The sequence below is a fragment of the Phocaeicola vulgatus ATCC 8482 genome (assembly GCF_000012825.1).
Taxonomy (GTDB): domain Bacteria; phylum Bacteroidota; class Bacteroidia; order Bacteroidales; family Bacteroidaceae; genus Phocaeicola; species Phocaeicola vulgatus.
Genome location: NC_009614.1, coordinates 2,589,270 through 2,613,043 on the forward strand (window position 1 = coordinate 2,589,270; position 23,774 = coordinate 2,613,043).

Annotated in this window: 17 protein-coding genes, 2 tRNA genes and 2 rRNA genes; 18 read left to right on the forward strand and 3 right to left on the reverse strand. The window is 41.1% G+C overall.

Annotated features, from left to right (window positions below):
• Positions 1-117: 117 nt before the first annotated feature.
• From BVU_RS10140 to BVU_RS10185, 10 genes are all read left to right on the forward strand, one after another.
• Positions 118-191: transfer RNA gene (locus tag BVU_RS10140), tRNA-Ile, on the forward strand.
• Positions 192-208: 17 nt separating this feature from the next.
• A tRNA-Ala gene (locus BVU_RS10145) sits at positions 209-282 on the forward strand.
• 129 nt (positions 283-411) lie between these two features.
• Positions 412-3,300, forward strand: a 23S ribosomal RNA gene (locus BVU_RS10150).
• A gap of 78 nt (positions 3,301-3,378) precedes the next feature.
• A 5S ribosomal RNA gene (gene rrf / locus BVU_RS10155) occupies positions 3,379-3,489 on the forward strand.
• 643 nt (positions 3,490-4,132) lie between these two features.
• Positions 4,133-5,629 carry a 2-isopropylmalate synthase gene (locus tag BVU_RS10160; RefSeq protein ID WP_005840837.1) on the forward strand — a complete coding sequence of 499 codons (1,497 nt, stop codon included), beginning with the start codon at positions 4,133-4,135 and terminating at the stop codon, positions 5,627-5,629.
• 17 nt (positions 5,630-5,646) lie between these two features.
• A complete protein-coding gene (leuC, locus tag BVU_RS10165; protein ID WP_005840840.1) occupies positions 5,647-7,029 on the forward strand; it encodes a 3-isopropylmalate dehydratase large subunit in 1,383 nt (460 codons plus the stop codon).
• A 13-nt stretch (positions 7,030-7,042) separates the two neighbouring features.
• On the forward strand, positions 7,043-7,639 hold the full coding sequence (gene leuD, locus BVU_RS10170) for a 3-isopropylmalate dehydratase small subunit (protein WP_005848913.1): 597 nt from the start codon (positions 7,043-7,045) through the stop codon (positions 7,637-7,639).
• Positions 7,618-9,165 (forward strand): alpha-isopropylmalate synthase regulatory domain-containing protein, encoded by a 1,548-nt coding sequence (locus BVU_RS10175; protein ID WP_005840844.1) that lies wholly within the window; start codon positions 7,618-7,620, stop codon positions 9,163-9,165. The genes leuD and BVU_RS10175 overlap by 22 nt, the downstream gene beginning before the upstream one ends.
• Positions 9,166-9,258: 93 nt before the next feature.
• Positions 9,259-10,320: a 3-isopropylmalate dehydrogenase gene (gene leuB, locus BVU_RS10180; RefSeq protein ID WP_005840846.1), complete on the forward strand. Its 1,062-nt coding sequence runs from the start codon at positions 9,259-9,261 to the stop codon at positions 10,318-10,320.
• Positions 10,321-10,451: 131 nt separating this feature from the next.
• Positions 10,452-11,597 (forward strand): TlpA disulfide reductase family protein, encoded by a 1,146-nt coding sequence (locus BVU_RS10185; RefSeq protein WP_011965407.1) that lies wholly within the window; start codon positions 10,452-10,454, stop codon positions 11,595-11,597.
• Between the two features lie 68 nt (positions 11,598-11,665).
• On the opposite strand, the gene msrA is transcribed toward BVU_RS10185, so the two are convergent.
• Positions 11,666-12,151: a peptide-methionine (S)-S-oxide reductase MsrA gene (gene msrA / locus BVU_RS10190; RefSeq protein ID WP_005848903.1), complete on the reverse strand. Its 486-nt coding sequence runs from the start codon at positions 12,149-12,151 to the stop codon at positions 11,666-11,668.
• Between the two features lie 117 nt (positions 12,152-12,268).
• On the opposite strand from msrA, the gene BVU_RS10195 reads away from it, so the two are divergent.
• A complete protein-coding gene (locus BVU_RS10195) occupies positions 12,269-13,123 on the forward strand; it encodes a tetratricopeptide repeat protein (protein ID WP_005848901.1) in 855 nt (284 codons plus the stop codon).
• A gap of 239 nt (positions 13,124-13,362) precedes the next feature.
• Here BVU_RS10195 and BVU_RS10200 read toward each other — a convergent pair whose 3' ends face one another.
• Entirely contained in the window at positions 13,363-14,721 is a 1,359-nt protein-coding gene (locus BVU_RS10200; protein WP_008667781.1) for a transposase, read from the reverse strand.
• Between the two features lie 189 nt (positions 14,722-14,910).
• Positions 14,911-16,728: a DNA helicase RecQ gene (gene recQ, locus BVU_RS10205; protein WP_005841106.1), complete on the reverse strand. Its 1,818-nt coding sequence runs from the start codon at positions 16,726-16,728 to the stop codon at positions 14,911-14,913.
• Between the two features lie 331 nt (positions 16,729-17,059).
• Here recQ and BVU_RS10210 point away from each other — a divergent pair, with 331 nt between their 5' ends.
• The 7 genes from BVU_RS10210 to BVU_RS22750 all read left to right on the forward strand — a co-directional run bounded on the left by BVU_RS10210 (position 17,060) and on the right by BVU_RS22750 (position 23,026).
• A complete protein-coding gene (locus BVU_RS10210) occupies positions 17,060-17,527 on the forward strand; it encodes a helix-turn-helix domain-containing protein (RefSeq protein ID WP_005841109.1) in 468 nt (155 codons plus the stop codon).
• 96 nt (positions 17,528-17,623) lie between these two features.
• Positions 17,624-19,636: a dipeptidyl-peptidase 3 family protein gene (locus BVU_RS10215; RefSeq protein WP_005848899.1), complete on the forward strand. Its 2,013-nt coding sequence runs from the start codon at positions 17,624-17,626 to the stop codon at positions 19,634-19,636.
• Positions 19,637-19,644: 8 nt separating this feature from the next.
• Complete coding sequence (locus BVU_RS10220; protein ID WP_005848897.1) at positions 19,645-20,313, forward strand: DNA alkylation repair protein; 669 nt, start codon at positions 19,645-19,647, stop codon at positions 20,311-20,313.
• Positions 20,314-20,343: 30 nt separating this feature from the next.
• The gene (locus BVU_RS10225; protein ID WP_005841116.1) at positions 20,344-20,835 is read left to right on the forward strand and encodes a Fur family transcriptional regulator; all 492 of its coding nucleotides are present in this window, start codon (positions 20,344-20,346) and stop codon (positions 20,833-20,835) included.
• Positions 20,836-20,851: 16 nt separating this feature from the next.
• Positions 20,852-22,123, forward strand: coding sequence for an adenylosuccinate synthase (locus BVU_RS10230; RefSeq protein WP_005841117.1), 1,272 nt, complete (start codon positions 20,852-20,854; stop codon positions 22,121-22,123).
• Between the two features lie 346 nt (positions 22,124-22,469).
• Complete coding sequence (locus BVU_RS22745) at positions 22,470-22,865, forward strand: DUF4373 domain-containing protein (protein WP_008667937.1); 396 nt, start codon at positions 22,470-22,472, stop codon at positions 22,863-22,865.
• Positions 22,862-23,026 carry a hypothetical protein gene (locus tag BVU_RS22750; protein WP_227225251.1) on the forward strand — a complete coding sequence of 55 codons (165 nt, stop codon included), beginning with the start codon at positions 22,862-22,864 and terminating at the stop codon, positions 23,024-23,026. The genes BVU_RS22745 and BVU_RS22750 overlap by 4 nt, the downstream gene beginning before the upstream one ends.
• Positions 23,027-23,774 lie beyond the last annotated feature (748 nt).

The following is a 23,774-nucleotide window of genomic DNA, read 5'->3' on the forward strand; positions in this document are numbered from 1 at the left end:
CGATAAGGTTTTTGTTCTTGTACTGCTGGTGTTGTTTATTTCAAGATATGATTCCGTAATGATACGGAAGAGAGAAAGTAAGAAGCCGGGTCTAATTAAACAGACTAGGTTGAACTTAGTCCTATAGCTCAGTTGGTTAGAGCGCTACACTGATAATGTAGAGGTCGGCAGTTCAACTCTGCCTGGGACTACGAACGGAATCAAGTTCGGGGGATTAGCTCAGCTGGCTAGAGCATCTGCCTTGCACGCAGAGGGTCAACGGTTCGAATCCGTTATTCTCCACTCCATCGGAAACGTAAGAAACGAAGATGAACGATCTATGACATATTGTACAAGCAAACAGTAATTTTAGTAGTAAAGAGCTGAAAGTATATATCATCCCGCTGGCACGCAAGTGTGAGCGAATGGATAAGGAAAGTAAAGAAGGGCGCATGGCGGATGCCTTGGCTCTCGGAGGCGATGAAGGACGTGATAAGCTGCGATAAGCTTTGGGGAGGTGCAAATGACCTTTGATCCAGAGATTTCCGAATGGGACAACCCAATATCTTGAAGAGGTATTATCTTACTATGTAAGAGGCTAACGCAGGGAACTGAAACATCTTAGTACCTGCAGGAAAAGAAAATAAACAATGATTCCCCCAGTAGTGGCGAGCGAACGGGGAACAGCCCAAACCATCCATGTTACGGCATGGGTGGGGTTGTAGGACTACGCCGTTGCATGAAGACATCAGAGAAGAACTTTCTGGAAAGAAAGACCATAGAGCATGACAGTTGCGTATTCGAATGTTGTCGAAGCATAGTAGTATCCTGAGTAGCGCGGAGCACGAGGAATTCTGCGTGAATCTGCCGGGACCATCCGGTAAGGCTAAATACTCCCGAGAGACCGATAGCGAACCAGTACCGTGAGGGAAAGGTGAAAAGCACTTCGAACAGAAGAGTGAAATAGTTCCTGAAACCGTGCGCCTACAAGCGGTCGGAGCTCGTTAATGAGTGACGGCGTGCCTTTTGCATAATGAACCTACGAGTTGCCTTTGCCGGCAAGGTTAAGTGTGACGACACACGTATCCGAAGCGAAAGCGAGTCTGAAGAGGGCGTATAGTCGGCAGTGGCAGACGCGAAACCAAGTGATCTACCCTTGGCCAGGTTGAAGGCTGGGTAACACCAGCTGGAGGACCGCACCAATAAGCGTTGAAAAGCTTCTGGATGAGCTGAGGGTAGGGGTGAAAGGCTAATCAAACTTGGAGATAGCTCGTACTCCCCGAAATGCATTTAGGTGCAGCCTTGCGGGTTACTGATGTGAGGTAGAGCGACTGATAAGATGCGAGGGCTTCACCGCCTATCAAGTCTTGACAAACTCCGAATGCGCATCAGTTCTACCGCAGGAGTGAGGGCATGGGTGCTAAGGTCCGTGCCCGAGAGGAGAAGAATCCGGACCACCTGCTAAGGTCCCGAAATGACAGCTAAGTTAAACTAACGAAGTCTGACTGCTAAGACAGCTAGGATGTTGGCTTGGAAGCAGCCATTCATTTAAAGAGTGCGTAACAGCTCACTAGTCGAGGAGTCGGGCGTGGATAATAATCGGGTATGAAGTTGTCTACCGAAGCAGTGGGATCATTTATATGATCGGTAGGGGAGCATTCCAGTCAGCGTCGAAGGCGTACCGTGAGGTATTCTGGAGCGTCTGGAAAAGCAAATGTAGGTATAAGTAACGATAAAGGGGGCGGGAAACCCCCTCGCCGAAAGACTAAGGTTTCCTGATCAACGCTAATCGGATCAGGGTCAGTCGGGTCCTAAGGCTCAGCCGAACGGCGATGCCGATGGCAGAAACGGTTAATATTCCGTTACTACCTTCAGGAGTGACGTGGAGACGCAGTAGTGACAGTGCCGCCATCTGACGGAATAGATGGTTGAAGGGTGTAGGAGTCGATCATGGCAGGCAAATCCACCATGAGATCCGAACCTGATAGTATGCCGCGTCCTTCGGGACAAGGCAATAGTGCGCGTAAGCATGCTGCCGAGAAAATCCGCTAAACTTAATCCTGGAGGTACCCGTACCGCAAACGGACACACGTAGTCGGGATGAATATTCTAAGGCGCTTGAGTGATTCACGGTTAAGGAACTAGGCAAACTGACCCTGTAACTTCGGGATAAAGGGTCCCTACCCTTTTATGGGAGGGCGCAGAGAATCGGTCCAGGCAACTGTTTAACAAAAACACAGGGCTGTGCCAAATCGAAAGATCCAGTATACAGCCTGACACCTGCCCGGTGCTGGAAGGTTAAGAGGAGATGTCATCGATAAGAGAAGCGTTGAATTGAAGCCCCAGTAAACGGCGGCCGTAACTATAACGGTCCTAAGGTAGCGAAATTCCTTGTCGGGTAAGTTCCGACCTGCACGAATGGTGTAATGATCTGGACGCTGTCTCAACCGTGAGCTCAGTGAAATTGTAGTATCGGTGAAGATGCCGATTACCCGCGATGGGACGAAAAGACCCCGTGAACCTTTACTATAGCTTATCATTGAATCTGGGCACGTGATGTGTAGGATAGGTCGGAGGCTTTGAAGCAGGTACGCCAGTATTTGTGGAGCCGCTGTTGAAATACGACCCTTTATTTGTTTGGATTCTAACCCGTGGATACGGGGACATTGATTGGTGGGTAGTTTGACTGGGGTGGTCGCCTCCAAAAGCGTAACGGAGGCTTCTAAAGGTGCCCTCCGGCCGATTGGTAACCGGCCTTAGAGTGTAATGGCATAAGGGCGCTTGACTGGGAGACTGACAAGTCGATCAGGTAGGAAACTAGAGCATAGTGATCCGGTGTTTCCGTATGGAAGGGACATCGCTCAAAGGATAAAAGGTACTCCGGGGATAACAGGCTGATCCCTCCCAAGAGCTCATATCGACGGAGTGGTTTGGCACCTCGATGTCGGCTCGTCACATCCTGGGGCTGGAGAAGGTCCCAAGGGTTGGGCTGTTCGCCCATTAAAGTGGCACGCGAGCTGGGTTCAGAACGTCGTGAGACAGTTCGGTCTCTATCTATCGTGGGCGTATGAAATTTGCGTGGCTCTGACACTAGTACGAGAGGACCGTGTTGGACAGACCTCTGGTTTGCCGGTTGTGCCGCCAGGTGCATTGCCGGGTATCTAAGTCTGGATCGGATAAGTGCTGAAAGCATCTAAGTACGAAGCCGGCCACAAGATTAGATTTCTCAGGGTCGTTGTAGACTACGACGTTGATAGGATGCAGGTGTAAAGATGGAGACATCAAAGCCGAGCATTACTAATTGCCCGTTCACTTTCCTTATATGTCGGATGGTGTATACCTTTGGTTTTTACTACAGAATGAAATTACGATAACAGCTCAACAATATGTCAACCTTATTCAGGTGGCTATAGCACAAGGGTTCCACCTCTTCCCATTCCGAACAGAGAAGTTAAGCCTTGTCACGCCGATGGTACTGCGTCACAGTGGGAGAGTAGGTAGCCGCCGTTTTGATTGAAGCCTCCGGACTTGAAGAAGTTCCGGAGGCTTTTTTGTATCCGCACGTGTGAAATGTGACCTCTACCGTTTTTTCGGCTCAGTTTGAAAACTTGGGGGAATTAGTTAAAAACCTTATCTTTCCCGTGGGTGTGGATACGTTTCCCACGGAACTGTCTGGAAGGCTCCGCCATGTCTTTTCTCCGGCAGGGGCAGGTCCGGAAGTTTTGCTCTGTAGGGGGAGATGTTCATAAAGTGAGTATTCAATTTGCTTCTATATCTAAAGTGATCTATATCTTTGCAGATACACTTCTATAGAGATACTTGTAGATATATATTCCTATAAACTGTTACTCTAAAAGTAGAATAAATAAAAAATCGTAGTTTATATAATGAAAAAACTTTCATTTTTATTTTGCGTTTAGAAAATAATCTCTACCTTTGCAACGTTTTAGATAAAATAAGAGATAAACAATGAACCAAGGATTTATACATATTTTGCTATGCGGCATTATTATTCTACTGGCAAAGTCAGCGGGAAGTGAGTGTTGTGCATAAAAGTATGTGTGAACAATGATATACGAAAGCCTTTCTCACTTCCCTGTGTGAAAGGTTTTTTTTATGAATATAATAATAGTAAAATATAAAATTGAAATTTATGAGTGACAGATTATTTATTTTTGATACCACTCTTCGTGATGGCGAACAGGTTCCGGGATGTCAGTTGAATACAGTGGAAAAGATTCAGGTGGCTAAGCAGTTGGAAGCTTTGGGAGTGGATGTGATTGAGGCAGGATTTCCTATTTCAAGTCCGGGTGATTTCAATTCAGTAATTGAAATTTCTAAGGCTGTTACTTGGCCAACCATTTGTGCGCTGACTCGTGCAGTTGAAAAAGATATCGACGTAGCTGCTGACGCATTGAAGTTTGCCAAGCACAAACGTATCCATACTGGCATTGGAACTTCAGATTCTCATATCAAATATAAATTCAATTCTACTCGTGAAGAAATTATTGAACGTGCTGTGGCTGCTGTGAAATATGCACGTCGTTATGTAGATGATGTGGAATTTTATGCGGAAGATGCAGGACGTACGGATAATGAATACTTGGCTCGTGTGGTAGAAGCTGTTATTAAAGCGGGAGCGACAGTGGTGAATATACCTGATACTACAGGTTATTGCTTGCCTGAAGAGTATGGGGCGAAAATTAAATATTTGGTAGATCATGTAGATGGTATCGATAAGGCTATTATTTCTACTCATTGTCATAATGATTTGGGTATGGCTACTGCCAATACGATTAGTGGTGTGTTAAATGGAGCACGTCAGGTAGAAGTGACTATCAATGGCATTGGAGAACGTGCCGGTAACACTTCCTTGGAAGAGGTGGCAATGATTGTCAAATGCCATAATGATATTAATATTCAGACAAACATCAATACCCAGAAGATTTATCCGACTAGTCGTATGGTATCAAGTTTGATGAATATGCCGGTTCAGCCGAACAAGGCAATTGTGGGACGCAATGCTTTTGCACATTCATCCGGTATCCATCAAGATGGTGTTTTAAAAAACGTACAAACATACGAAATTATCGACCCGAAGGATGTGGGCATTGATGATAATGCTATTGTTTTGACTGCTCGTAGCGGACGTGCTGCGTTAAAACATCGTCTTCATGTTTTGGGAGTAGAACTGGAACAGGACAAATTGGATAAGGTATATGAGGATTTCTTAAAACTGGCTGATAAGAAGAAAGATATCACGGATGATGATATTTTGGTATTGGCAGGTGCCGATAGAAGTGTTAATAACCATATAAAATTGGATTACTTGCAGGTAACAAGCGGAGTGGGCGTTCGTTCGGTGGCAAGTTTAGGACTGAATATTGCAGGAGAGCACTTTGAAGCTGCTGCCAGTGGAAATGGACCGGTAGATGCTGCTATCAAGGCTTTGAAAAAAATTATTGACCGCCACATGGTGTTGAAGGAATTTACGATCCAGGCTATCAGTAAAGGTAGTGATGATATGGGTAAAGTACATATGCAGGTGGAATATGACGGACAGATGTACTATGGTTTCGGAGCGAATACAGATATTATCGCTGCATCAGTAGAAGCATATATTGATTGTATCAACAAGTTTAAAAGATAATAATACGTAATACAAAAATGGCTAACACATTATTTGATAAGATTTGGGACGCCCATGTGGTACAAAAGGTTGAGGAGGGACCTACTCAACTTTATATAGACAGGCTTTATTGTCATGAAGTAACTAGTCCGCAGGCTTTTGCGGGACTGCGCGCACGCGGGGTGAAAGTCTTTCGTCCGGATCATGTATATTGTATGCCGGATCACAATACTCCGACACATGACCAGGATAAACCGATTGAGGATCCGGTTTCCAAAACACAGGTGGATACTTTGGCAAAGAATGCCAAAGATTTCGGCTTGGCTCATTTCGGTATGATGGATAAAAGAAATGGTATTATTCATGTAGTAGGTCCGGAAAGAGGGCTGACTTTGCCGGGGATGACAATTGTTTGTGGTGACTCGCATACTTCTACCCATGGTGCGATGGGAGCTGTTGCTTTCGGTATTGGAACCAGTGAAGTAGAAATGGTGTTGGCTTCACAATGTATCTTACAATCTCGTCCGAAAACCATGCGTATCACTATTGATGGTGAACTGGGTAAAGGAGTGACGGCGAAAGACATGGCTCTCTATATGATGTCTAAGATGACAACCAGTGGTGCTACTGGATTCTTCGTGGAATATGCCGGTTCGGCTGTCCGTAACTTGAGTATGGAAGGTCGTCTGACTTTATGTAATCTGAGTATTGAAATGGGGGCACGTGGTGGCATGGTTGCTCCTGATGAAGTGACTTTTGAATATATAAAAGGCAGGGAACATGCTCCGAAAGGTGTGGATTGGGATAAAGCGGTGTCTCATTGGAAAACATTAAAGAGTGATGATGATGCTGTATTTGATAAAGAAATTCGTTTTGATGCAGCAGATATTCAGCCGATGATTACATACGGAACGAATCCAGGAATGGGTATGGGAATCACTGAGCATATTCCGGTAGATGATAAAAGTGCTTCTTTTAAAAAGTCTTTGGACTATATGGGCTTTCAGCCGGGCGAATCCTTGCTAGGTAAGAAAATTGATTATGTATTTTTGGGTGCTTGCACTAACGGACGAATTGAGGACTTCCGCGCCTTTACCTCTTTAGTAAGAGGGAAAAAGAAAGCAGATCATGTGACTGCATGGCTGGTTCCGGGATCATGGATGGTAGATGCACAGATTCGTGAAGAAGGTTTGGACAAAATCTTGGAGGAGGCAGGTTTTGCCATCCGTCAACCGGGATGTTCTGCTTGTCTGGCTATGAATGATGATAAGATTCCGGCCGGAAAGTATTCGGTATCTACTAGTAACCGTAATTTTGAAGGACGCCAGGGACCGGGTGCTCGCACGTTGCTTGCCAGTCCGCTGGTAGCTGCTGCTGCGGCGGTGACCGGTGTAATAACAGATCCTAGAGAACTAATTTAAAAATGCGAAGACAATGAAACAGAAATTCAATATCATAACAAGCACTTGCGTACCCCTTCCTTTAGAGAATGTGGACACAGACCAAATTATTCCGGCCCGTTTCTTAAAGGCGACAACTCGTGAAGAGAAATTCTTTGGTGATAATCTGTTCCGTGACTGGCGCTACAATCCGGATGGTTCTCTGAACAAGGATTTTGTATTGAATAATCCTACTTACGGTGGACAAATCCTTGTAGCGGGAAAGAATTTCGGTTCTGGTTCCAGCCGTGAACATGCAGCATGGGCTATCGCCGGATATGGTTTCCGGGTAGTTGTGTCCAGTTTCTTTGCTGATATTCATAAGAATAATGAATTAAATAATTTTGTACTTCCGGTGGTGGTGAGTGAAGGATTTTTGAAGGAACTTTTTGATTCAATTCATGCAGATCCGAAAATGGAAGTGGAAGTAAATCTGCCCGAACAGACTATAACCAATAAGGCTACAGGTAAAAGCGAACATTTTGAAATTAATGCATACAAGAAACATTGTTTGATGAACGGATTGGATGATATCGACTTTTTGCTGACCAACAAAGACAAGATAGAAGCATGGGAAAAAGCGTCAAAATAGAAATCATGGATACAACACTCCGCGATGGTGAACAAACCAGCGGAGTATCTTTTGTGCCCCATGAAAAATTGATGATTGCCCGATTGCTATTGGAAGATTTAAAGGTAGACAGGGTAGAGGTTGCCTCGGCCCGTGTATCGGATGGCGAATTTGAAGCCGTTAAAATGATATGTGACTGGGCTGCCCGCCGGAATTTGCTTCACAAAGTGGAGGTGCTCGGATTTGTGGATGGCCGTACTTCTGTAGATTGGATACAACGTACAGGATGCAGGGTAATTAACTTATTGTGTAAAGGTTCGTTGAAACATTGTACACAGCAGTTGAAGAAAACACCTGAAGAACATATTGAAGATATTGTGAATGTGGTGCGTTATGCCGATGAACTGGATATTGCAGTTAATGTATATCTGGAAGATTGGAGTAACGGAATGAAGGATTCTTCTGACTATGTATTCCAGTTGATGGATGGATTGAAGGATACCAGTATCAAACGGTATATGTTACCGGATACATTGGGTATCTTGAATCCTTTGCAAGTGATTGAATTCATGCGGAAGATGAAAAAACGTTATCCTCATACTCATTTTGATTTCCATGCGCATAATGATTATGACTTGGCTGTGAGTAATGTACTTGCTGCTGTGCTGAGTGGGGTTAAAGGACTTCATACTACTATCAATGGATTAGGGGAACGTGCAGGAAATGCACCGCTTGCCAGTGTTCAAGCTATTCTGAAGGATCATTTTAATGCTTTGACCAATATCGACGAAAGCCGTCTGAATGATGTGAGCCGAGTGGTGGAATCTTATTCTGGTATTGTTATTCCTGCCAACAAGCCGATTGTGGGTGAGAATGTGTTTACGCAAGTGGCCGGCGTTCATGCCGACGGTGATAACAAGAATAATCTTTATTGCAATGATTTGTTGCCGGAACGATTCGGACGTAAACGTGAGTATGCGTTGGGCAAGACTAGTGGCAAAGCCAATATCCGTAAAAATCTGGAGGATTTGGGACTTGATTTAGATGAAGAATCCATGCGTAAGGTAACGGAACGTATTATCGAACTGGGTGACAAGAAGGAATTGGTTACTCAGGAAGATTTGCCTTATATTGTTTCCGATGTGCTGAAGCATGGAGTGGTAAGCGAAAGTGTAAAACTGAAAAGTTATATTGTGACACTGGCGCATGGATTGAAGCCGATGGCTACTGTAAAAATAGAGATTAACGGAAAAGAGTTTGAGGAGAATTCCAGCGGTGACGGTCAGTATGACGCTTTTGTGCGTGCATTGCGTAAAATTTATAAAGTGACATTAGGGCGTAAATTCCCTATGTTGACCAATTATGCGGTAAGTATTCCTCCTGGGGGCCGTACAGATGCATTTGTGCAAACAGTAATAACTTGGAGTTTTGAAGAAAAAGTATTCCGTACTCGTGGGCTGGATGCTGACCAGACGGAGGCTGCTATCAAGGCTACCATGAAAATGCTGAATATAATAGAAAATGAATATGAAAATAATAATGGTTAGTGATTAGTGGTTAGTGGTTAATGAACAGTGTCGTCAGATTTCATTAACCGCCAACTATTAATCACTGACCGCTAACCATTAATCACTAAAAAAATGGATTTTAAAATTGCAGTTTTAGCCGGTGACGGTATCGGACCGGAGATTTCAGTGCAAGGCGTTGATGTGATGAACGCTGTTTGTGAGAAGTTTGGCCATAAAGTAAGTTATGAATACGCGATCTGTGGTGCAGATGCGATAGATAAAGTAGGTGATCCGTTTCCCGAAGCTACTTTTCAGGCTTGTAAGAATGCCGATGCAGTGCTTTTCTCGGCTGTAGGCGACCCTAAATTTGATAATGATCCTACAGCAAAGGTTCGTCCGGAGCAAGGTTTGCTGGCTATGCGTAAAAAATTAGGTTTGTTTGCCAATATCCGTCCTGTGCAGACTTTCAAATGCTTGGTTCATAAGTCTCCGTTGCGCGCCGAATTGGTGGAAAATGCCGATTTTATCTGTATTCGTGAACTGACCGGAGGGATGTACTTCGGTGAAAAATATCAGGATAATGATAAGGCATATGATACCAATATGTATACCCGTCCGGAGATTGAGCGTATTTTAAAAGTGGCTTTTGAATATGCCATGAAGCGCCGTAAGCATCTTACTGTAGTTGATAAGGCAAATGTGCTGGCATCTTCACGTCTGTGGAGGCAGATTGCACAAGAGATGGCTCCTCAGTATCCGGAAGTGACTACAGACTATATGTTTGTGGATAATGCTGCCATGAAGATGCTTCAGGATCCTTGTTTCTTTGACGTGATGGTGACTGAGAATACATTTGGTGATATTCTGACAGATGAAGGCTCTGTTATCAGTGGCTCTATGGGATTACTTCCTTCTGCTTCTACGGGTGAAAGCACTCCGGTATTCGAACCTATTCACGGTTCATGGCCACAGGCTAAAGGATTGAATATTGCCAATCCATTGGCTCAAATCCTATCGGTGGCCATGCTGTTTGAGTATTTTGATCTTAAGGAGGAAGGCACCTTGATTCGTAAGGCTGTAGATGCTTCTTTGGATGAAAATGTGCGTACTCCGGAAATTCAGGTTGAAGGTGGGGCCAAGTATGGTACTAAGGAAGTGGGTTCCTGGATTGTGGATTATATCAAGAAAGCATAGAATTTTATAGTTTTTTTACGGAGAATCAGAAGTGAATGCCATTTTACTTCTGATTCTTTATTTTTATTGGATAAGAAAAAGTATATTTGATGCTGCAAATAAAACAAAGATAATAATTGAAAGACATTCAGATGAAGAATTTAGTTTATGCTTTGGTAGGAGCTGGTTTTATGATTGCCTGCCAGCCTTCGGACCAACCGGAAATCAGCGGTATGCTGACTGGTATCGAGAGTGATACATTATTGGTACAATCTTTTCCTGTAAATGATCGTGATAGTCGTAGGACAGATACGATTGCCATGCAAAATGGAAGTTTTGCTTTTAATTTAGGTGATAGTGTATTGAAACAGGTTTATATTTATGGTAAACCGTCAGTGAAACCCAATGAGGATGGCAGTATACCTGCCATATCGATGAAAGCTATAAATTTTTTGCTGTTGCCTGGCCAACCTATAAAAATTTCAGGTTCATTGGATGAATATAAATTGGAGGGAGGTTCCTTTTATGATGATTATAATGAAGTGTTGGAGGACTGTAAAGCATATAGTCATAAAATAGATTCATTGAATGTAGTCTGTATGGATATGGAGAAAAAAGGAATACCCGGAGATTCTATCCGTAAAGTTTATGCTTCAGCAAAAGAATGGTATGGAAATATTTTAAAAATAAAAAGTGACTATGTTAGGCAGAATCCGGATAAAGATGTATCAGTATATGTAATGTCACAGTTGACAAGGGACCAGTTGGGGGATGCTTTTAATGTTTTGACTGACCGGGTAAAGGAAGGAATGATGGCTCCTTTATATCAGAGAATGAGAGAAGGATATGAGAAAGAACTGGCTCGCGATAAAGCAAAAGAAGCAATGAAACCAGGTAATCCTGCTCCGGAATTTACTTTGAAGGATTTGGATGGAAAGAATTTTGATTTATCTTCTCTGAGAGGTAAATATGTAGTGCTTGATTTCTGGGGAAGCTGGTGTGGATGGTGCATAAAAGGAATTCCCGAAATGAAAAAGGCATATGAAAAATACAAGGGAAAAATAGAATTTGTAGGGATTGACTGCAATGATACAGAGGATAAATGGAAAAAAGCAGTAGCTGAGCATCAATTGCCGTGGATTAATGTACGCAATATAGGTGAACCGGATGTGGCGGTGATGTATGGAGTAAGTGGTTATCCCACTAAATATGTGATTGATCCTGAAGGGAAAATTGCTAAACAGGTAGTTGGCGAGGATCCCGAATTTTATATGTATCTGGACGCATTGATGAAATGATGAAAGGTTCCGGATAATTATGAATAACAGAGGTGTGCCATTATTTGAACACACCTCTGTTGTTTAATTTAGAATTTTTTTACGCGTATATGACAGTAAGGTTCTCCTCCCGTTTTATCGTAATAGTGCTGATGATAGTCTTCTGCTTCCCAAAATTTCTCGGCAGGGCGTAATTTGGTATTGACTCTATGACCTTTCGAGCGAAGCAGTTCGATGACCTCTTCAGCTTCGGATTTTTGTTTTTCATCCATGTAGAAAATCATACTCCGATATTGCGGTCCGAGGTCGGGACCTATTCCATCGGTTTGTGAAGGATCATGTATTTCAAAAAAAAGTTTGCACAAATCCACATAAGAAACCATGTCGGCGTCATAATCTACAAAAATAGCTTCTACATGGTGGGTCATGTGGGCTTTTACCTGAGTATATGTGGGGTTGGCTTCCGGACCACCTGTATAACCGACTGTAGTGTTTAGTACACCCGGAATACGTTCGAACTGATGTTGTACGCCCCAGAAGCATCCGGCGGCGAATATCGCTTTTTCTACTTTCATGTTCTTTATTCTTTTAAAATTGTATGCCAAATATACGGAATACCCTTTAAAACGAGAAACCTACCTTATGCTTTTTTTAATTAAACTAAAGGAATATCGTTAAAGATTCCTCTACCTTTGCAACCGGAATTAATTAATATAGAAAATCGGATGAAACAGATCGTATGTTATCTTATGTTGCTATGTGCATGTATGCAGTTGCAGGCGCAAACTTACGATGAGCTGATAACCTGTGCGTTGGATGCGGCAAAAAACGACAGTTTGACAAAATCAGAAATTTTGTTCAAACAGGCATTGAAGATGGATCCTGCCAATATGCGTAATGCTTTATTGTTTACTAATCTAGGAACGGTCCAGCGGAGATTGGGGAAAATAGATGATGCTATTGATTCGTACACGTTATCCTTGAATATTACTCCATATTCTGTTGTTACATTGCTCAATCGTGCTTCACTCTATTTGGAGAAAAATTTGTTTGACAGGGCTTATGTGGATTATTGCAATGTGATTGATATAGATAAGACAAATAAGGAAGCGTTACTTTTTCGGGCTTATATTTATATGCAACGTAGGGATTATAAGGGAGCGAGAATAGATTATAATACTTTATTACAGGAGGAACCGGGGAATAATACTGCACGTTTGGGCAGGGCACTTTTAAATCAGAAGGAGTTGAAGTATCGTGAATCTTTAGAAGATTTTAACAGATTGGTTTCCGATAATCCCAGAGATGTTTCTTATTTGAAAGCTCGCGCTACATTGGCTGTAGAAATGAATACGCCTGATTTGGCTTTATTGGATTTGGAGGAGGCCGCCAAACTGGCACCGGACGATGCGGAAATTTATGTGATGTGTGGTGAGATTTATTTAAGTCAGAAGAAAAAAAGAGAAGCGTATGTTGCTTTTGAAAAAGCAATAGAGTTGGGAGTTCCCCGACCGGAATTACAGGATAAGCTGAAAGCAAGTAAGTAAAAATACGAACAGGATTATTGTCATACAATCATCATGCTTTTACAACAGGAACAGAATTTGGGATATTCAGTAAATGTCTCTAAAAAATAAGATGGCATATGAAGATGATAGGGCATGACCATTTCATATGCCATTCTTATTGTCATTTTTCCGTGCTTTCTCACATACTTCTATCCGACAGGACATGACGTTCCGGAAGAAGTCTGATGACCTCTTCTGATTCTGTGAGTAAAATCATATCATGCTGCTTTAGCTGTTTTGTTTCTGATTTTTTCTATCATCAGTATGGCATTTGCCGTATGTATTCCAAAGAAAATCCACAGTATTTCCGTCTTCCTGTTTCTGGCCTTTATCCTTGAGAGCGAGTAATGTTGCTTTTGAGTGCCGAAGCTTCCTTCAAGCCGTGTTGCCCTTTCTTTTGAGAGTTCGCTTCTAAGCACCTTCCTCAAAGGCTCATCTTTGGCCGCCCTTCCCTTGCGCACAAAGGATGTGGATATCCCATATTTTGTACAGAACTTTCTGTTGGCATTATTGGCATATATGGAATCGGCAGCCACACATCTTACCCTTACATTCATAAGCTTCTGCTGCATACGGATACAGTCCTTCAAGCGTATACCCTCATTGAATGCCTTGAACGAGAGGTGTTCGATGAACGATATGCCGTCTATCTGTATATTATTGACCTTTGCACCGAACTCGACGGACTTGGTTTCCTTGCCTCTGACGATGGGACGTACATAATGACGGTCAATGCTGACGATGCGGTCACTGACTTTCCGCCCTTCAAACATTTCCTTTTCTTGTACAAGCACCTTTCTGATGATGGAAAGACGCTTATGATAATCCTGGGTATATCGGAGTAAAGCACCGTACTCGCTATGGATCCCATCCCTTTGACTGAGGAGCTTTTCAAGAAGCTTGATCATACGGCGCTTAAGCATTCTTGTCCTTGAAGCTCTCCTCTTTCTTTTCTTGCAGTAGGACAGATAGGATTCCGCCACATTCCTGTATTTGTTGCGCGGACGCCTTATGCCCAACTCCCTGCAATGCCGGCATATATGCCTGTAGAGCCATTCGAGGCTTTCCCAAAGGAGTTTCATGTCCGTAGGAAAACGCATGTGGCTTTCATAGCATGTGGCATCGGTCATGCAGACGTGAAGGTTATCAAGATAAGGTTTCCAGTGTGAAGCCAGGAGCTCCTGGAAAGAATCAATGTCAAGGCGGGATGCTATCTCATTACGGATGGCACTGACTATCTTGAAGTTGGTTATGGGAAGGGACGGGGGAATCATAATTCCACAGAAAATCTGGTAGTGTATGTTCCCGTTCAGATGTTCCACCAGTTGCCTGTCGGAGAATCCGGTGTATGCCTTCAGGACCATAAGGGCGATCTTTGCGGAAGGACTGAATCTGTTCCTGCGTCCCAGGCGCCGGTCCGACAGGCCGGCGGCTTTTGCCATACATTCAAACGGAAAGACCGAATGAAGCTTGCCAAGCTCACTCTCATTAAAACTCTTGCGGTATTTTTCCAGAATATCAAATTCTGTAAAACCCAAAGTAGGGTGAATTTCTGAAATATTCACTATCTTTGCCATATCTTATTAGTTTGGATATTTCCCCCGTTTTGGCCGTCAAATCTTATTTTCGGGGGAATACCTAAAGATACAAAAAAGCCAACTAATTCGCAATACTTTGTGTATGAATTAGTTGGCTGATTTTGTAATATTTAATGAATGTCCCGAATTTGTCTGTTCCTGTTGTTGGTATATGGGAAGAATAGTTTTTCATTTCTTCAGTACCTTTTTTATCAACTCTATAAACTCTTTTCCGTATTTTTCTTTCTTATATTCGCCAATACCATTGATGTTGCCGAATGCTTCTATTGTTGTAGGTTGTTGGGTGGCGATCAGGTGTAAAGTCTTGTCGGATAAAACAATATAGGCAGGTATAGCTTGCTGGTCCGCCAGCTTTTTACGCAGTATACGTAACTCCTCGAACAAGTCCTTGTTTTCATTACCAAAAGTAACCGGAGTGGGAAAGAGTACCTCTTCCTTGGCTTTCTTTTTGCGTTTTTCCTTAGCAGGTACGAATTCTTCCCGTTTAATGACTACCAGCATGGCGGATTCTTTGCCGAACAATACTTTTTGCCCGCTTTCAGTTATTTTGAGGTGATTGTTCTCGTTATAGGCTATTTCGAAATATCCTAGATTCAGCATTTGCAGCAGATAATCTTGCCAGTCGCGTGCGGGAATATCTCTTCCTGCGGCATATGTTTTCAGTTTGTCATAACCTTTGTCAATCAGTTCTTGGTTTGCTGACCCTTTCAATATGTCTATTAACATGTGAGTACCTATTTGTTGGTTAGTTCGGGCTATTGCACTCAAAGCTTTTTGTACAATGATTGTTCCGTCAAAGCGTTCGGGGGGATTACGGCACACATCACAGTTGCCACAATCATGGTCCATAGTTTCACCAAAATAGTTCAGCAGGATACGCCTCCGACAGATATCCGATTCAGCATATTGTTGCATCCGGTGTAATTTCTCTAAGTTAATTTCCTGCTGGCTGCTTTCTGTAGCGAATTTGGAAAGCATAACCAAGTCTCCCAGTGAATAGAACAGCAAAGTATCACTTTCCATACCATCACGCCCGGCACGTCCTATTTCTTGATAGAAACTTTCTATGCTTTTAGGAAGGTTATAATGAATAACCCAGCGTACATTGGATTTATCAATTCCCATCCCGAAAGCAATAGTGGCGCACACCACCTGTACACGATCATTTATGAAATCATTTTGTGCCTTATCACGCATATCGCTGCTTAATCCTGCATGATAAACGGTTGCACGGATACCTTGTTTCATCAGCATTGCGGCCACATTTTCTGTTTTGCTGCGGCTCATGCAATAAATGATACCACATTCATTTTTGTGTTTTTCTATGAATTCAAGAATAGTCCGCATCTTATCCTTTTGTTGATAGCCTCTTTTAACTTCCAAACTCAGATTGGGACGATCAAAGGAAGATATGAATATTTTAGGATCTTTCAAGGCCAATTGTTGTACAATGTCTTTTCGGGTTATTTTGTCAGCTGTAGCAGTCAATGCTACAATCGGTACTTTGGGAAACTGATTACGTAATACCTTTAATTGGGTATATTCAGGCCGGAAATCATGTCCCCATTGTGAGATGCAATGAGCTTCATCAATGGCAAATAAAGAAATTTGGATATCTTTCAGCAGGAAATTTGTTTCTATAAGTAATCGTTCAGGTGAAATATAAAGTAATTTGATTTTTCCTTGAAGACATTCGCGACGTAGGTTTATATTTTCTGTTTCATTATTGCTGCTGTTCAGTGCCCGTGCTGCAATTCCGTTTGCTTGTAAACTTTCCACCTGGTCTTTCATTAAAGAAATAAGGGGTGAAACGACAATGGCCGTACCTTCCATCAGTAAAGCCGGTAATTGATAACAGATGGATTTTCCTCCTCCTGTAGGCATTAATACCAAAGTATCCTTTTGAGCTAATATATTTTGAATAATATCTTGCTGTAAAGGACGGAAACTATCGTATCCAAAGTAGTTTTTTAGAGTTTGGAACATATCTGTTTGTTATTTTAAAATGTAATCGGTTACAAAGGTAGTAAAATCTTTAGATTTGGTAGGGATCTCTGCCTAATAATAGTAAATAAGATATACTTTTATTCATAATTCATTTGTTTTGAAATTACTGCTTAAAAGAGAGGTTGGTTATTGTAGATTGGACAAATAAACTTTTTTGCCACTTAAAAAACAAAGTGTTGTGATTATTTAAGAAATAAATTAAGCAAAAAAAGTTGCATATGAAAAAAACTTTTCCCACATTTGTCCAAAATTAGATATTTGCATTTATATAACTAACCAAACAACGAAAAATTAAAAGAAAAATTAACTGATGAGCGACGTGGAAAAAAAATCAGAAACCCAGGAAGCGGCTCCTAAGAAAAAACCGTATAACCTGAGAGAAAAGAAAGAGAAAAAGGCTGCTTACAGATCTCTGATTAGAGCAGAACTTGCCGATGAATTGTATGATAAGATTTTGAACATTGTAGTTGTTCAGAAAAAGTACAAAGACCCTAATTATTCAGCAAAAGATTTGGCGAAAGAATTAAAGACAAATACTCGTTATTTGTCAGCTGTAGTGAATTCCCGCTTCGGAATGAATTATTCTTGTTTGTTGAATGAATATCGTATTAAAGATGCTTTGCATCTTTTAGTTGATAAACGCTATATGGATAAGAATGTGGAAGAGATCAGTGCAATGGTAGGTTTTGCTAATCGCCAATCTTTTTATGCTGCGTTTTATAAGAATGTGGGTGAGACTCCTAATGGCTATCGTAAGAGAAATCAAGAAAAGAAATAAGAGCATAATTTGCTACATTATAATTAAGAAAAAGGAAAACAATTGTTTTCCTTTTTTTGTTTCGGCTCACGAATTATGAAAACGTTAATTGTAGAAATGAAACAGGTTGGTTGCAATGAAGTAGATAAAAGCATGAATGAAATGGAGGAATTTGATTATACGGTTGAACAATTTGCCGACTTACAGTTACTTCGATATAAAGTGTATGGATTTGAAGAACTGAGTTTGAAACAAAAAAAGTTGATTTACTATTTGTCACAAGCTGCTTTGCAAGGCCGTGATATTTTGTTTGATCAGAATGGCAAATACAATTTGCTTATTCGTAAAATGTTGGAAACCGTATATACAGAGTATCAGGGAGATCGTACAGATGTGAATTTCGTCAATTTGGAAACTTATCTGAAACGCATATGGTTTTCTAACGGAATTCATCATCATTATGCTTCAGATAAGTTCGTACCAGGTTTCACTCCGGAATTTTTTAGGGATGCATTGAATAGTGTGGATGCATTGAAGTTACCTTTGGGTAAAGGGGAAACAGTGGAAGAACTTTGTGAAGAAGTCTTTCCGGTGATTTTTGATTCTGAAATGATGCCTAAACGTGTGAATCAGGCAGACGGGGAGGATTTGGTCCTGACTTCGGCTGCAAATTATTACGAAGGGGTAACCCAGAAAGAAGCGGAAGATTTTTATCATAATTTGAAGAATCCGGATGATATGATGCCGGTAATGTTTGGTATGAACAGCCGTTTAGTGAAGGAGGACGGAAAAGTACAAGAAAAGGTCTGGAGATCTGGAGGATTGTATGGGCAAGCCATTGATAAGATCATTTATTGGTTGGATAAGGCTCTTGGTGTGGCAGAAGATGCACAACAAAAAATAGTTATCGAAAAATTAATTCGATTTTATAAGAATGGGGACTTGAAAGATTTTGATGAATATTCTATTGCGTGGGTGAAGGATTTGGATTCACGCGTGGATTTTGTTAACGGCTTTATTGAAAGTTATGGAGATCCGTTAGGACTGAAAGCTAGTTGGGAGTCCATTGTGAATTTTAAAGATCTGGAAGCAACCAAGCGCACGGAAATTATCAGCGCTAATGCCCAATGGTTTGAAGATCACTCACCTGTAGATCATCGGTTTAAAAAAAAGGAAGTGAAAGGTGTGTCGGCCAAGGTGATTACAGCCGCTATGCTGGGGGGGGATTTGTATCCTGCTACAGCGATTGGGATTAATCTCCCTAATTCCAACTGGATTCGTAGTGTGCATGGTTCTAAGTCTGTAACCATCGGAAATCTGACTGATGCCTATAATAAAGCGGCTCATGGTAATGGATTTACAGATGAATTTGTTTGCGGTGCCGAAGAGAAAGAATGGATAAAGAAATATGCAGATCTTACAGGGGATTTACATACTGATTTGCATGAATGTTTGGGGCACGGTTCTGGCCAGTTGTTACCGGGAGTAGATCAGGATGCTTTGAAAGCGTATGGATCTACGATAGAAGAGGCACGTGCCGATTTATTCGGTTTGTACTATCTGCCGGATGACAAAATGGTAGAGTTGGGGCTTACACCGGATGGAGATGCCTTTAAAGCAGAATATTATACTTATATGATGAATGGTCTGATGACCCAGTTAGTCCGCATCGAGTTAGGTAATATGGTAGAGGAAGCACACATGCGTAACCGCCAGCTCATTGCGCGGTGGACATTTGAGAAAGGTGCTGCAGATAAGGTGGTTGAACTGGTTAAGAAGGATGGGAAAACGTATGTGAAGATAAACGATTATCAAAAATTGCGCACTCTGTTCGGACAGTTGCTGGCTGAGATACAACGCATTAAAAGTGAAGGAGATTTTGAGGCTGCCCGTAAATTGGTCGAAAAGTATGCGGTGAAAATAGATCCGGTTTTGCACGCCGAGATATTGGCACGTTATGAAAAACTTCATCTGGCTCCTTACAAAGGTTTTGTAAATCCTGTATATGAGGCCGTGACAGATAAGGATGGAAATATTATAGATGTAAAAGTATCTTATAATGAAGGTTACGCGGAGCAAATGTTACGTTATAGCAAAGAATTTGCGAATCTTCCTTATAGAAATGAATAAGAATAAATATGGATGTACGCGAAACAATAAAAGACATAAAGGGGCAATTCCGTTTGTTTATGAATGGGGTGGTTTCCCAAAGTATGCGTGAGAAGGGATTAGACTATAAACTGAATTTTGGCATCGAACTTCCGCGTTTGAAAGAAATAGCTGCTCGTTATGAAAAAAATCATGAAGTGGCGCAAGCTTTATGGAAAGAAAATATCCGTGAATGTAAAATTCTAGCGGGAATGTTACAGCCGGTAGAAACATTTTATCCGGAAATAGCTGATATATGGGTAGAAGATATGCGCTATCCTGAAATAGCGGAACTGACTTGCATGAGTTTGTTCCAATATTTACCTTATGCTTCGGAGAAGGCTTTTGAATGGATGGCCGATGAGCGTGAATATTTTCAGTTATGTGGCTTTATGCTGATGGCAAGGCTGTTGATGAAGGGAAATCAGCTGACTGAGCGTTCGGAAGCTGAATTTTTGGATCAGGCAATGGCCACTTTACAAAGCGAGGGAGTGCTGCCCCGCAAAGCAGCTGCTACTGCTTTGAAGAAGTTTGCCGTTCAAAGCAAGGAAAATGGCAAAAAGGTGAATCGGTTGTTGGCTCCATTAACCAAATCAGATAAGGTAGAAATAGCTTCTTTGGCTGGAGAAATAAAATTAGAAACAGAATATTGGCATTAAACTTTCATGTTATCATAAAAAGGCTTAACTTTGACGGCGGAACTGAAATCTGTGATGGAAGAGAATGTGAAAGATAAGGTAAAGCAGATCTTGACAGAATATCTGCAGGTTAACGGGCATCGGAAGACACCTGAACGATATGCTATACTCGATACTATCTATTCCATTAAAGGTCATTTTGACATTGATACGCTTTATAATTATATGGCAAATGAAGGGAAATTCCGGGTAAGCCGGGCTACTCTTTATAATACCATCATTCTTTTTATCGATGCAAAATTGGTTATTAAACATCAGTTCGGCAATTCTTCCCAGTACGAGCGTGCGTACAACAATGAAACCCATCATCACATGATATGTACGGAATGTGGCAAAGTGACCGAATTTCAGGATGAGAATCTGAAACAAGCCATTGCCAATACGAAACTGAAGAAATTTCATGCCTCGCACTATTCCTTATATATCTATGGTGTATGCAGCAAGTGTACTTGGGCCAAGCGTAGGAAGAAAAAAGATAAGTAACATAAAACGAAGAAACATGAAAGTAGATGTCTTGTTAGGTTTGCAATGGGGTGATGAAGGCAAAGGAAAGGTTGTCGATGTTCTGACTCCCCGTTATGATGTGGTAGCTCGTTTCCAGGGAGGTCCGAATGCAGGTCATACACTGGAATTCGAAGGCCAGAAATATGTGCTCCGTTCCATTCCTTCCGGAATATTTCAAGGAAATAAAGTAAACATTATTGGTAATGGTGTGGTACTGGATCCGGCTTTGTTCAAGGCTGAGGCTGAAGCTTTGGAGGCTAGCGGACACCCCCTGAAAGAACGTTTGCACATTTCAAAGAAAGCTCATTTGATTTTGCCTACTCACCGCATTCTGGATGCTGCTTATGAAGCTGCTAAAGGAGATGCCAAAGTGGGAACTACCGGAAAAGGTATAGGTCCTACTTATACTGATAAAGTGAGTCGTAACGGTGTACGTGTAGGTGATATCCTTCATAATTTTGAAGAAGTGTATGGAAAGGCAAAGGCACGCCACGAACAGATCTTGAAAAGTTTGAATTATGAATATGATATAACCGAACTGGAAAAACAATGGTTGGAGGGTATCGAATACCTGAAACAGTTCCATTTGGTGGACAGTGAACACGAAATCAATAATCTTCTGAAGTCGGGTAAGAGTGTGCTTTGTGAAGGTGCGCAGGGAACGATGCTTGATGTTGATTTCGGTTCTTATCCTTTTGTCACTTCTTCAAATACTATTTGTGCCGGTGCTTGTACCGGTTTAGGTATCGGTCCTAATAAAATTGGTAATGTATACGGTATCATGAAAGCGTATTGTACCCGTGTGGGGGCAGGTCCTTTCCCTACCGAACTGTTTGATGAAACTGGTAAGAAAATCCGCGATTTAGGTCATGAATATGGTGCGGTGACAGGTCGTGAACGTCGTTGTGGCTGGATTGATCTTGTAGCTTTGAAGTATTCTATCATGGTAAACGGGGTGACTCAGTTAATTATGATGAAGAGCGATGTGTTGGATGATTTCGAAACCATCAAAGCATGTGTGGCTTATAAAGTAAATGGTGAGGAAATTGATTACTTCCCTTATGATATTAGTGAGGGGCTGGAACCTGTATATGCGGAGCTGCCCGGATGGAAGACTGATATGACCAAGATGACCAGTGAGGATGAATTCCCGGAAGAATTCAATGCGTATGTCACTTTCTTGGAAGAACAGCTGGAAACCCCGATCAAGATTGTTTCGGTAGGTCCTGATCGTGGTCAGACTATTGAACGCTATACGGAAGAATAATAGAGAAGAATCTTATAAGATAAAAAAGAGATACTGTTTTCCTTTGGAGTCAGTTTCTCTTTTTTTTTGTATACATCTATCTGTTTCTATGTATATTTGATAAAATTGTAACATCTATAATGATACCCATGTAAGATAATATATCTTTCGTCTTTATCGTATATCTTTCCGGTTACTATTTTAAGATGTGTGTGGAGCATCAATTGTGCATTATTGCGTATTATTGTGCCAAATCGCGTCATTCCGTCTGGGTTTCTTTCTATATTTGTCATCAATAAAAATATCGATATGGCATTACAAACAACCGGATTGGAATTTTTCTACTTGAGTGTGGATTTCTCCGAGAATGATAAAATATTGTTGGTGGAACAAGAGTTGGGCTACATTGCTTGTATTGCATTTATTGGCACGTATTTACCACAAAGGATGTCTTTGCTGTTGGAGAGAGGATAGGTGTCTGCTTTTTACTCGCAGATTGTCCGAAGGATGTACGGCCGATTATGTACAGCAAGTAGTGGATGCACTGTTGGAACGTGGATTTTTTAGTAAAGCCCAATACGAAAAAAATGGAATTCTTACTTCGGAAAGTATACAGGACCATTACTTTGAGGCGGTACAACAACGGAAGTGTGTAGAGGTGAGTACTGATTACTTGTTGATAGAGATTTCAAAATACAAGAATTTGTATGTGGATGGTAGTAACGTAGGCATTTCAACGGAAAATGTGGACATGAAAACATGAAGTTACAAAGTAAAGCAGAGCAAAAAAAGAAAAAGGACTCCTCTTCATTTTGTTCTCCAGAAAAGAAGAGGATTTTTGCGGAGAAAGAGACTTTTTCTTCTATTCCTGTAGATGGAAAATGCAGAAATGCTTCCGGACCAGTTGAAGCTTTGCAGCAGTGAGGGATAGGAGATAAGATAGTAGGGTACTGTGATTATGGTGTGATAGGGCATCCGATATGGCAAATATTAGCTGATATGCGTATGTCAGGTGGAAGGTTATATCAATTGTTAGCCTTTATTGGGGCGCGCCTGCGAGTTTGACCGATTAGAATTTAGTAGATTGATAAATACTGTAATTGTGTAATAAAGAAAACGATTGATCGTTTTATGGTTCATATAAGTAGAAAATAAATAGAATATTAAATAGATAATAGCCTGATTTTTAAAGTGCTGATTATGCTAATGGTAGAGTATAAGTAGAAAGTGACTAAAAAAATATTCATAATATATTGTGTATCAAGTAAAAGGGGGAAATAATATAAGTATGGTGGACTTAATGAATAGAGGAGAACGGTAAGCATAAGTTCTTTTGGAACTCATTTTATTAATAATATTGCAAAGATATAAAATTTTATTGAAAATAAAAGAATAAGTCTATTATTTTTTGTCTATGATATTTTTTTATTCATAAGTATTGTTTAGTTGTGATATTTGTTAGATGCAAGGTAATTATTTTATTTTTAGTATAAAATGATGTGAAATACATGAAAATTGTCAAGATAATCATTTTCTTCTTCAGATATCTTGTTCCAAATAAAGTATCTTGTTTTTTTTATTTCTTTAACTATTTATCCTTTGTGTGAAATTACTCTTTTAACAGTTGAATATCGTTTGGAACGACTAATATTTAGGCGTTTTTTATAAGAAA